Source organism: Leptotrichia sp. HMT-225 (assembly GCF_030644325.1).
Classification (GTDB): Bacteria; Fusobacteriota; Fusobacteriia; order Fusobacteriales; family Leptotrichiaceae; genus Leptotrichia; species Leptotrichia massiliensis.
Genome location: NZ_CP130323.1, coordinates 811,861 through 823,851 on the forward strand (window position 1 = coordinate 811,861; position 11,991 = coordinate 823,851).

General features: G+C 30.2%; 13 protein-coding genes. 12 read left to right on the forward strand and 1 reads right to left on the reverse strand.

Features of this window, described 5'->3' with window-relative positions:
* The first annotated feature begins 4 nt into the window (after nucleotides 1-4).
* The 12 genes from QU666_RS04055 (at nucleotide 5) to frr (ending at nucleotide 11,153) form a co-directional block, all read left to right on the forward strand.
* Nucleotides 5-1,021: a M48 family metallopeptidase gene (locus tag QU666_RS04055; protein WP_021770223.1), complete on the forward strand. Its 1,017-nt coding sequence runs from the start codon at nucleotides 5-7 to the stop codon at nucleotides 1,019-1,021.
* Between the two features lie 43 nt (nucleotides 1,022-1,064).
* On the forward strand, nucleotides 1,065-1,826 hold the full coding sequence (fabG, locus tag QU666_RS04060) for a 3-oxoacyl-ACP reductase FabG (protein ID WP_021770224.1): 762 nt from the start codon (nucleotides 1,065-1,067) through the stop codon (nucleotides 1,824-1,826).
* 225 nt (nucleotides 1,827-2,051) lie between these two features.
* The gene (gene guaB, locus QU666_RS04065; RefSeq protein WP_021770225.1) at nucleotides 2,052-3,527 is read left to right on the forward strand and encodes an IMP dehydrogenase; all 1,476 of its coding nucleotides are present in this window, start codon (nucleotides 2,052-2,054) and stop codon (nucleotides 3,525-3,527) included.
* Nucleotides 3,528-3,555: 28 nt separating this feature from the next.
* Nucleotides 3,556-4,143 (forward strand): hypothetical protein, encoded by a 588-nt coding sequence (locus QU666_RS04070; protein WP_036071967.1) that lies wholly within the window; start codon nucleotides 3,556-3,558, stop codon nucleotides 4,141-4,143.
* A 209-nt stretch (nucleotides 4,144-4,352) separates the two neighbouring features.
* Nucleotides 4,353-5,138 carry a 30S ribosomal protein S2 gene (rpsB, locus tag QU666_RS04075; protein ID WP_036071937.1) on the forward strand — a complete coding sequence of 262 codons (786 nt, stop codon included), beginning with the start codon at nucleotides 4,353-4,355 and terminating at the stop codon, nucleotides 5,136-5,138.
* Nucleotides 5,139-5,283: 145 nt separating this feature from the next.
* On the forward strand, nucleotides 5,284-6,186 hold the full coding sequence (locus QU666_RS04080) for a lipopolysaccharide assembly protein LapB (RefSeq protein ID WP_021770228.1): 903 nt from the start codon (nucleotides 5,284-5,286) through the stop codon (nucleotides 6,184-6,186).
* Nucleotides 6,187-6,203: 17 nt separating this feature from the next.
* Entirely contained in the window at nucleotides 6,204-7,142 is a 939-nt protein-coding gene (locus QU666_RS04085) for a lipopolysaccharide assembly protein LapB (RefSeq protein WP_304984863.1), read from the forward strand.
* Nucleotides 7,143-7,151: 9 nt separating this feature from the next.
* Nucleotides 7,152-7,847, forward strand: a complete 696-nt coding sequence (locus tag QU666_RS04090; RefSeq protein WP_036071944.1) for a lipopolysaccharide assembly protein LapB — start codon at nucleotides 7,152-7,154, stop codon at nucleotides 7,845-7,847.
* 61 nt (nucleotides 7,848-7,908) lie between these two features.
* Entirely contained in the window at nucleotides 7,909-8,805 is an 897-nt protein-coding gene (locus QU666_RS04095) for a lipopolysaccharide assembly protein LapB (protein WP_036071969.1), read from the forward strand.
* An 82-nt stretch (nucleotides 8,806-8,887) separates the two neighbouring features.
* Entirely contained in the window at nucleotides 8,888-9,718 is an 831-nt protein-coding gene (gene tsf / locus QU666_RS04100) for a translation elongation factor Ts (RefSeq protein WP_231284728.1), read from the forward strand.
* A 92-nt stretch (nucleotides 9,719-9,810) separates the two neighbouring features.
* Entirely contained in the window at nucleotides 9,811-10,536 is a 726-nt protein-coding gene (gene pyrH / locus QU666_RS04105; protein WP_021770232.1) for a UMP kinase, read from the forward strand.
* Between the two features lie 59 nt (nucleotides 10,537-10,595).
* Nucleotides 10,596-11,153, forward strand: coding sequence for a ribosome recycling factor (gene frr / locus QU666_RS04110; RefSeq protein WP_036071947.1), 558 nt, complete (start codon nucleotides 10,596-10,598; stop codon nucleotides 11,151-11,153).
* A gap of 122 nt (nucleotides 11,154-11,275) precedes the next feature.
* On the opposite strand, the gene QU666_RS04115 is transcribed toward frr, so the two are convergent.
* Complete coding sequence (locus tag QU666_RS04115; RefSeq protein ID WP_021770234.1) at nucleotides 11,276-11,935, reverse strand: HAD family phosphatase; 660 nt, start codon at nucleotides 11,933-11,935, stop codon at nucleotides 11,276-11,278.
* Between the last annotated feature and the right edge of the window lie 56 nt (nucleotides 11,936-11,991).

Below are 11,991 nucleotides of genomic sequence, written 5' to 3' on the forward strand. Positions count from 1 at the left end.
GAGAATGAAAAAAATTTTATTGGTGAGTTTTATTTTATGTAACATCTATGGATTTTCCGCAAAAGTGAGCGTTCAGAGGAGTAGCACTTTAAAAAGTGAAAATAAAGATGGCAAAAACATTGGTGAAATGACTATAAAAGATACGATCAAGGAAATTAGTGAAAATGATAGAAAAAGATTTGAAGAGATAGATTTGGAAAAAAAAGAGAAAAAAGAGGTTATAGATTTAACTATGAAGGAATTGACTGAGCTCGGAATCAATAAAAAATCTATTGAAACAACATTTAAGGCAATCGAAGAAGAAAGTGATTATGACAAAAGAAAGAAACTATTTTTGCAGGCGATAGAAGAAGACAAAAAGAATTATTTGCCATATTATTATTTAGCGCAAGAGGCGGATAATATAAAAGTTGCGATGGAATATTATAAGGATGCTATTAAGGCCAATCCTAAAAATCCGATGGCTTATACTAATCTTGTAGCAAAATATGGACAGGCAGGGATGGAAAAAGAGCAAGTGGAGCTTGCTAAGAAAATGATAACATTGTTTCCAGAGTTTCCAGAAGGATATTATTCGATAGCTGCAATAGATTTTCAAAATGAAAATTATTCAAATTCAATAAAATATGCAAAATTGGCGATAGATAAATATGATAAAATGAAGAAACTGGATTATTCTTATGTTACAGAATCAGCAAAATACAGATATAAGGCGGATGCTCAGTATCTTGTATTTTTAAATTATATTCAAATGAAAAAGTATGATGAAGCATTTGAATATTCTAAAGAAGCATATATTTTTATGGCTCAACATGATAATGATTTGAGATTTCAAATTTACAGTATGCTTGCTGATTTTACAGAAGAGATAAAAAATAAGAATAAGGAAAAATATAAGGAATATATTTCAAAATTAAATGCACTAAGATTGGCAGAAGAGCTTGTGAAGGCAAATAATAAAATAAAAAGTGGAAAAGCAGGCGATAAAACTATAAAATTTAGCCCTTTAAAAGCAGATTAAATTTAAAAATGAAACATATAAAATAAAAATATAACAAGGAAGGATGTTGATTGAAATGTTTGATTTGGCTGGAGAAGTTGCTCTTGTAACGGGCGGAGCAAAAGGTATAGGAAAAGGTATTGCAAAAGCATTGAAACAAGCTAGAGCAAAAATTATTATAGGAGATATCGATAAAGAAAAAGGTAAGGAAACAGCAAGTGAACTGGATGGCGAATTTTATTATCTTGATGTTACAGATAAAGAACAAGTTCAGTATGTTGTTCAAAGTATTTACGAAAAATATGGCAAATTAAGCATCCTATGTTCAAATGCGGGAATTTTTCCACAAGTAAGCATTGAAAATATGACAGAAAAAGATTGGGATAAAGTTCAAGATATAAATGTAAAGGGAACTTTTTTTGTGTCACAGGCAGTACTAAAATATATGAAAAAACAAAGCTATGGGCGAGTAATACTGACTTCTTCGATTACAGGGCCTATTACAGGCTTTCACGGATGGGCACATTATGGTGCTAGTAAAGCCGCACAGTTGGGATTTATGCGAAGTGCAGCATTGGAGTATGCAAAATATGGAATTACAGTTAATGCTATTCAGCCAGGAAATATATTAACAGATGGATTGATAGAGGCTGGAGAGGAATATATGAAAAAAATGAAGGAGATAATACCAGTATATACTTTGGGAAAACCTGAAGATATTGGATACACAGCAGTTTTCTTGGCCAGTCGAGAAGCTGGTTTTATTACAGGTCAAACAATAATTGTAGATGGTGGGCAGGTGTTACCAGAAACTCCAAATATATAGTAAATAAAAGATTACATATGATTAAACTTAGTTTAAGTTTGGAAAAATTGTAAAAAAATCTTTTAAAAAAAGTATTGAAATTATATCTTGTTTTGTGATAAAATAATATAATTTAAAATAAGGCAAGAAAAGTAATACAGAAGAGTCTAGTTTCATAAAATTTTCTCTTGATTTACTAAATTTGCAAATTTGGAAATTAAAAATAAAACGAGGAGGATATTTAAAATGAGTCAAAAAGATAAAATTGTAATTTCTGAAGGATTAACTTTTGATGATGTGTTATTAATCCCACAAGCATCAAGTGTAGTACCACATGAAGTCTCTTTAAAAACTAATTTAACTAAAAAATTGGTGTTAAATATTCCAATATTAAGTGCAGCAATGGATACTGTTACAGAATCAAAACTTGCAATTGCACTTGCAAGAGAAGGTGGAATAGGCTTCATTCATAAAAATATGACGATTGAAAGACAGGCTGAAGAAGTGTCGAAGGTAAAAAGATATGAAAGCGGTATGATTACAAATCCAATTACATTGAAGGAAGATGCTATTTTAAAAGATGCAAATGACTTGATGAAAAATTATAAAGTTTCGGGACTTCCTGTAGTTGATAATGACGGTAATTTAAAAGGAATTATTACCAACCGTGACTTAAAATATAGAGAAGATTTATCATTAAAAGTTGTAGATATTATGACTAAAGATAACTTGGTAACTGCACCTGTTGGGACGACTCTTGAAGGTGCCAAATCAATTCTTTTAGAAAATAGAATTGAAAAATTGCCAATCGTTGAAGGTACAAAATTAAAAGGATTAATTACAATTAAAGATATTGACAATGTTATAAATTATCCTAATGCAGCAAAAGATGAGCAAGGTAGACTTAGAGTTGGGGCAGGAGTTGGAGTTGGAACTGATACAGTGAGAAGAGTTGCAGCTTTAGTAGAAGCTGGGGTTGACATTATTGCTGTTGATTCAGCACATGGACATTCAATAGGAGTTATTAATAAAATAAAAGAAATTAGATCAGCTTTTCCTGATTTAGACATTGTTGGAGGAAATATTGTAACTCCAGAAGCAGCGCTTGATTTGATAGAAGCAGGAGTAAATGCAGTGAAAGTAGGAGTTGGACCAGGGTCAATCTGTACAACTAGAGTTGTGTCAGGAGTTGGAGTTCCACAAATTTCGGCTGTAATGAATATTGCGGAAGTTTGCAAAGATAAAGGAATCGGACTTATTGCCGATGGTGGAATAAAACTGTCTGGAGATGTTGTAAAAGCTATCGCGGCTGGAGCAGACTGTGTTATGCTTGGAGGAATGCTTGCGGGAACTGATGAAGCGCCAGGAGAAGAAATTTTATATAATGGAAGAAAATTTAAGACTTATGCAGGGATGGGTTCACTTGCGGCTATGAAGAGAGGAAGCAGCGACAGATATTTTCAGCTTGAAGCGGCAACAGAAAAATTAGTTCCAGAAGGAATCGAATCAATGGTTCCTTATAAAGGTGCATTAAAAGATACAGTTTATCAAATTTGCGGTGGACTTCGTTCTGGAATGGGATACTGTGGAACAGCTACAATTGAAGATTTAAAAGAAAATGGAAAATTTGTAAAAATAACAGGAGCAGGATTGAAGGAAAGTCACCCACATGATGTTATAATTACGAAGGAAGCACCTAATTATAATAATTCAAATAATTAAAATTAAAGGAATTTGTGAAAGGATGAGAATGAATAAAGTAAAAAAAATAGCACTTTTATCAGTATTGGTGTTTGGAATAAGTGTTTTGTCTTATTCCTATGAAGATTACTATCAAAAAATTTATACAGTGAAAATTTCTAAAAATGATTTGTTTAAAATCGTAAATGCGACTAAAAATCAGCAAAAAAAATTGTCAAAAATATTTGATGAATATCAGAAAAAAGCTGAGGGAGTAGAAAAGGATTTAGTCCAGTTTGATGGCAAAAAAGCTAAAATTGGTAAAATAGAAGAGGACAGATACAGAGCGATTGCAAAAGTTTTGTCAAATGAACAGCTGGAAGCCTATAATTCCTATATAAATTCCCAAAAGAGCTTGTTTAACGAAAAAAATGATAAAGTAAAAAACTTTATTGACAGTATGGATTTATCAAATGAACAAAAAGCACGTATTTTGAAATATGAGCGGGATTTTAAACGAGAAGTCGGTAAATTAAAGGATCAAAGATTGACAGAAGAGAATTTTGTTGAAAAATATCAAGAATTAAAGCAGGAAAGAAATGAAAAAATGCGTACAGTTTTGTTAGATGATCAGGTAAAATTGATAGAAAATTTTTAAAGTATTGACAAAAGTTATAAAAAAATGTTAAAATACAACGATTAATCACACTTTGTATTGTTTAGAGATAGGGTGTTGCAATTTTATAATTTATTTTTGAAAAATTTTTTGTTTAAAAAAATAGAATAAAATAAAACATGAAAATTACAATCTGTCTTTTAAAGAAAAGTGGGAGAAAAACCAAAAAAAAAATTAGGAGGAAAAACGTAATGGCAGTAATTACAATGAAACAATTATTAGAAGTAGGAGCACATTTTGGACATCAAGCAAAAAGATGGAATCCTAAAATGAAACCTTATATCTTTACAGAAAGAAACGGAATCCATATTTTGGATTTACACCAAACTTTAGGAGCAACTGAAGCAGCTTACGAATTTGTAAGACAAATTTCTGAAGAAGGTGGAAAAGTATTATTCGTAGGAACTAAAAAACAAGCTCAAGAAGCTATTAAAGAAGAAGCAGAAAGAGCTGGAGGATTCTACGTAAACCACAGATGGTTAGGTGGGCTTTTAACTAATTTAGACACAATAAAAACAAGAGTAAAAAGATTAAAAGAACTTGAAGAAATGGATGCTGACGGAACTTTAGATGAAGCATACACTAAAAAAGAAGCAGGATTATTAAGAAAAGAAATGGCAAAACTTTCTAAAAATATTGGTGGAATTAAAGAAATGAACACTTTACCAGCTGCATTGTTTGTAGTTGACATCAAAAAAGAATTCTTAGCATTAGAAGAAGCTAAAAAATTAGGAATTCCTGTAATCGCATTAATCGATACAAACGTAGATCCTGATTTAGTAACTTACAAAATCCCAGCAAATGATGATGCTATAAGATCAGTAAAATTATTTGCACAAGTTATTGCAAATGCTGCAATTGAAGGAAACGGTGGAATCGAAAATGTTGTTGAAGGAGCAGAAGTAGAAGTTCCTGCAAACGAAGAAATCGCTGAAGAAGTAGTAGAAGAAGTCGTTGAAGAAACTACAGAAGCGTAATTTAAAAATATAATCCAAAAATTGAATAAAAATAACAGGGGAATAAAGCCATTCCCCTCTTCTCGTAAAAATAGCAATTAAAAAATAAAAAGAACAACCTCATATTTCTATTGGTCAAGAAATAAAAAGGAAAGGATGAGAAATCATGAAAAAAGTTTTAATGGGATTATTTTTAATAGCAAGTTTAAGTATTTTGGGTATAAATAAAGGAAAATCTCCAATGGAGCATGATATAAATTATGTATGGTATCATTATGAATTGGATTCTAAGTATGAAAACCTATTTTCAAAACAAAAAAAGGAATTTAAGGATAAGTGGGACATTTACCAAGATAAGAATGATCATAAAAATTTTATTGTGCTACTAAAAAAATATATTGAGAAATATCCAAACGATGCTTATGCCTATGAAGCTCTAGGTACAATGTATATGGCAACGAATAATTTTAAGGAAGCAGAAAAAAATTATTTAAAAGCTATGGAGCTGGGAGATAATGATACAGCGAAATTTTCTTTAGTTGTTCTGTATAGCAAGAAAGAGTTAAATAATGATAAAGAAAAATCAAAACTTGCTGAGAAATATTATGAAGAACTAAAAAAAGAAGGATTCAAATCATATGACAGCCTTGAAATTCTTAGAGCTTCTAAAACTGGGGCATTACTAGGAGGTGCTAAGGCGATATTTGGATTAGCAGCTTATTATGATAATTATGAAAACTATAAAATATCAGAAAAATATGCTACAAAATTTTTGGAATTTGATAAGGAAAATTTAGATAATTTAACGTTTTTAAGCAACGCATACATTGCTCAAAAAAAATATGCTGAATCAGAAAAACTATTTTTACCACTCGCTCAAAAAGGAATGATGCAGGCACAATATCTTTTAGCACTTGGATATTATCACGCTGGAAATCTTAAGGAAGCAGAAAAATGGGCTAAAAAGACGCTGGAAAAACCTGAAAGAAAACAGTCGGATGATATTGAAACAGCGAAAGAATTGCTGAATCGAATAAATTCAAAATTAAAAGAATTAAATAAAAAATAAAGGGAATGGTGAAAATTATGAAAAAAGTTTTAATTGGATTGTTTTTGTTAGCAAGTTTAAGTGTTTTAGGTGCGAAAAATCAAACTCTAGATACAGCAAATGATGTAAAAAAAGGAAAATATTTTTTAGATCATGAGATAACTTATGTAGAAGCTCATTATGAAATAAATCCTAAATATGAAAATATATACTCAAAAGAAAAGAAAGAGTTTAAAGATAAATCGATAGCTTATGTGAATAAAAAAGACTATAAAAGTTTAGCCGAACTATTCAAAAAATATATTGAAAAATATCCGGATGATGCTTTTGGTTATGAAACTTTAGGTACAACATACATGGCAATGGATAATTTTAAGGAATCAGAAAAATATTATTTAAAGGCTATAGAACTTGGTGATACTGATACTGGTAAATATTCATTGGCTCTTTTGTATATTGATGAAGATTTAAATAAAGACAAGCAAAAAATTGAACTTGGTAAAAAATACATCGAGGAATTAGAAAATGAAGGATTTAAATCTCATTACAGCCTTAGAGATCTTAGGGATGATAAAAATGGTGCATTAATGGGAAATGCTTATGCAACATTAAGATTAGCGGCTTTTTATAGTAATTATGGAAATCATAAGATGGCAGAAAAATACGCAACTGAGTTTTTAGAATTTGATAAGGAAGATGTCCAAAACTTGAACATATTGAGTGAAGCATATATTGCTCAGAAAAAATATTCAGAATCAGAAAAATTCTTTTTACCACTTGCTCAAAAAGGAAATTCACAAGCACAATACCTTTTAGCACTTGGGTATTATTATGCTGAAAATCTTAGAGAAGCGGAAAGCTGGGCTAAAAGGGCGTTGGTGCAAGCTGAAAAAAGAAAACATTCAGATAATACTAGAGCAGTAAAAGAATTATTGAGTTTTATAAATTCAAAGTCAAAAATGCAAAATAAAAAGTAGGTGGAAATTATGAAAAAAGTTTTAATTGGATTGTTTTTGGTAGCAAGTTTAAGTGTTTTAGGTGCGAAAAATACAAAAAAAGCAGCAAGTACCCAAAATTATACTAAAAATGTAAATAATCAATATTCTGTAGTAGATGGAAACCTTATGAATATGTATTCAAAAGAAAAAAATGAATTTAAGAATAAATATATTGCTTTAACTGAAAAGAGAGATAAGAAAAATTTAATTGCATTATTAAAAGAATATGTTAAAAAATATCCAAATGATGCTTACGCTTATGAAGAGATAGGAACTGATTATGCTATATTAGGTAATCAAAAAGAGGCAGAGAATTATTATTTAAAAGCAATTGAGTTAGGAGATAATGACACAGGAGCTTACTCACTGGTTTTATTATACAGTGATGAAGATTCTCTAAAATTATTAAATTTAACTGCTAAAGAGAAAAAAGAAAAAATGAACATAGCAGATAAATATGAAAAGCAACTATCAGATGCTGGTTTTACACATGACAAACTTAAACAACTTAGAGAACACAAACAAATGACATTAATTGGTAATGCATACTCAATATACCGATTAGCACTCCATTATTATGGTACTAAAAATTATAAGATGGCAGAAAAATATGCGAAGGACTTTTTAGAATTTGATAACGAAAATCCAGAAATTTTAAATATGCTAAAAAATGTTTCAAAATAATTTTTGTGAATAATAAGTTAATCGTTAAGCAAAATAAGAGATAAAGGGAATGATGAAAACTATGAAAAAATTTTTAGTTGGACTATTTTTAGTAGCAAGTTTAAGTGTTCTAGGTGCAAATATAAATACCGAACGTAAATTAAGCACTGATATGGAAGATAAGTTTTTAATGCTGGATGAAGTTAGTTATGTACCACATTATGAAAAATTTATGAATACTTATGCAAAAGAAAAAGATGATTTTAGAAAAAATTTCCGAGCTATGCAGGAAAAAAACGATAATAAAGGTTTAATTGCCCTAATGAAAAAATACATTGAAAAATATCCAGATGATGCTTATGCATACGAAGTTATGGGATCATTATATGTTTCAGAGAATAATACAAAGGAAGCTGATAAATATTTTTCAAAAGCTATTGAATTAGGTGATGATGATACTGGTAAATATTCTTTTGTTCTTTTATATGCAAATGAAAAAAAGGGAGCCAAAAGGAAACAGGCTGATAAATATTTTGAAGAATTATCACAAGGAAGTTATTCAGAAAGAGGGCTTAGGGAACTTAGAATAAGTAAAACCGAAGCATTGACTGGTAATGCTTATGCGATATTAAGATTAGCAGCTTTTTATTATGATTCTGGACATCCTAAACAAGCTGAAAAATATGCAAAAGAGTTTTTAGAATTTGATAAAGAAGATTACTTTATTATAGAAATGCTGTCTGGAACATATTTTGAACAAAAAAAATATGCGGAAGCAGAGAAATTTCTTTTACCACTTGCGAAAAAAGGGAATACACAAGCACAATGGTTTTTAGCAATGGTATATTTTGAAACTAAGAAGTTTAAAGAAGCAGAAAGCTGGGCAAAAAAGGCATTGGATGGAGCTAAAAAAGAAGGTTCTTTTAGTAAACATATAGAACAATTATTAATGATGTTAGATGGAGAATTAAATAAATAAAAAATTAAAAATATAGGAGGAAAATAAAGTGGCAATTACAACAGCACTTATTAAAGAATTAAGAGAAAGAACAGGAGCAGGAATGCTTGACTGTAAAAAAGCTTTACAAGAAAATGACGGAGATATTGAAAAAGCAATTGACTGGTTAAGAGAAAAAGGGATTGCTAAGGCAGCTAAAAAATCTGGAAGAGTTGCAGCAGAAGGATTGGTATTTGCAGCAATTTCTGAAGATAGAAAAAAAGGTGCTATCTTGGAATTCAACTCTGAAACTGACTTCGTTGCTAAAAACGATGAATTCAAATCTTTTGGAGAAAAATTGGTAGCATTGACTTTAAGCCATGATTTAACAAGCGAAGACGAATTAAAAGCATTTGAACTTGAAGGAAAAACTGTTGAAACTCATTTGACAGAATTAATCGCTAAAATTGGTGAAAATATGAATATTAGAAGATTAAAAGTTGTTTCAACTGACGGATTCATCGAAACTTATATTCACTTAGGTGGAAAAATCGGTGTATTATTAAATGTTAATGGAGAAGCTACTTCTGAAAACATTGAAAAAGCAAAAGGTGTTGCAATGCATATCGCAGCAATGGATCCAAAATATTTGGATAAATCACAAGTTACAGCTGATGATTTGGAAAGAGAGAAAGAAATCGCAAGACATCAATTGGAATCAGAAGGAAAACCAGCTAATATTATTGAAAAAATATTAGAAGGAAAAATGAGAAAATTCTACGAAGAAAACTGTTTAGTGCAACAAAAATATGTTAGAGATGACAGCGTTACTATCGAACAATTTATTGCCCCAAGTACAATAAATTCATTTGACAGATTTAAAGTTGGAGAAGGAATCGAAAGAGAAGAAGTAGATTTTGCTGCTGAAGTAGCTGCACAAATTTCTGGAAATTAGTTTTACTATAAGGGGAATGAATCCCCTTATTTTTTCGCAAATTTTTAAATAATTGTTTTAGACAAAGCATATTTATTTAATTTATAAAATTTATGGAGGTTCCTATAATGCTTAAATATAAAAGAATATTATTAAAACTAAGTGGAGAAGCACTTGCAGGGAATAAGGAATTTGGTTTTTCAAATGAAGTGCTTGAAAGTTTTGCAAAACAGATAAAGGATGTACATGAAAAAGGTGTACAAATTGCTATTGTTATCGGTGGTGGAAATATTTTCCGTGGAATAAGCGGGATGGAAAAAGGCTTTGACAGAGTGACTGGAGATACGATGGGAATGCTTGCGACAATTATGAATGGACTTGCACTGCAAAATGCAATTGAAAGCATAGGAGTACCAACGAGAGTCATGACAGCACTTCAAATGCCGCAAGTAGCCGAACTTTATATTAGACGTAAAGCAATAAGACATCTGGAAAAAGGAAGAGTTGTTATTTTTGCAGGTGGAACAAGCAATCCTTATTTTACAACAGATTCTTCGGGAGCATTAAGAGCTGTGGAAATCCAGGCAGATGTACTTGCGAAAGGAACAAAAGTTGATGGAATTTATGATAAAGATCCGATGAAATTTGATGACGCTGTAAGATACGAGACAGTAACTTTTGATGAAACTATTTCAAAAAATCTTGGAGTAATGGATACAGCGGCACTTTCATTATGTAGAGAAAATCATATGCCGATTGTGGTGTTTAACGCTTTGGAAGAAGGAAATATATTAAAAATGGCTCAAGGCGATAATATAGGAACAACTGTAAAAAAATAATTGACAGAAAATATAATTTGATATAAAATATTTTAATAAAAAATAAAAAGGTGGTAAAAATGTTAGAAGCAATTTTAAAAGAAGCTGAAGAAAAAATGCAAAAATCTGTAGAAAATACAAAAACAAAATTTTCTCATGTAAGAGCTGGGCGTGCGAGCGTTTCTATGCTTGATGGAGTAACTGTGGAAGCTTATGGTTCTGCTACCCCACTTAATCAAGTTGGAACAGTTTCAGCTCCAGAAGCTAGATTATTGGTAATTGATCCTTGGGACAAATCATTAATTCCAGCAATTGAAAAAACGATTTTACAGGCAAACTTAGGATTTAATCCCTCAAATGATGGGAAAATCATCAGACTTGTAGTACCAGAACTTACAGAAGACCGTAGAAAAGAATATGTAAAAATGGTAAAAAAAGAAGCTGAAGAAGGAAAAGTAGCAATTAGAAACGTGAGAAAAGAAGTAAACAATAAACTAAGAAAACTTGAAAAAGATAGTGAAATCACAGAAGATGAATTGAAATCAAGCGAAGAAAAAGTACAAAAATCAACTGATAAATTTATCGCACAAGTTGATGATGCCTTGAGTAAAAAAGAAAAAGAATTGTTGACAGTTTAATTTTTAGAAAAGAATTTATGAAGGCAATAAAAATAGGGAATTATGTCTAATTTTGTTAGAATTAGAACAGTTCCCTTTTTATATTTTAAATAATACTTGAGATTTATCTTCATTTAGAAATATTATTTCCAAAATAATTTATCAAATAATGTTTTTCGAGGTGGCATTCCCTCCAGTTTAACTCCATTTTTAATCCAGTATGTTTTTTTGGAAATATCATAAAGTGGCTTGTCTGCCAAGCTATCAGAATAAAATTCTGTGATTTCGTACTCAAAATCATTTTGTTTTGCCCATTCGTTCAATTTCTTTACTTTTTCATCGCCTTTATTATTTTCCCCATCAATTTTAGCAATGAAAGTTTCCTTGTTATCGTTTACAAAATTTGTACCAAAGACCTTGTCGTAGCCAAGTGACAATAAAAATTTTTCTATTAGAAATAATGGGCTTGCAGAAGAAACGATAACCATTTCGCATTCTTTTTTGTTTTTTTCCAGTTCGCTTTTTATCCACGGATAAATTTTATGTTTTTTTGTTTCCCAAAAATCTGCGACTAATTGTTCAATTTCTTCTCTTGAATGAGTTTCCAAAAATTCAAAATATCTTTCTTTTAATGTAGTCAAATTTATTATTTTTATTAGATAAAAAAGTAAATCCTTCGAATATTTTATTAAAAATAAAATGGATTTTAACGGATATTTTTTTAAATAAAATGTGGAAAAATTAACACCAGTTTCTCCATCATAGATTGTTTTGTCAAAATCATAAACTATAATTTTTTTCATTAATTAACTCTCTTTCTTTGATTATTTTCGTTTAAAACCAATTTTTGATATACAGA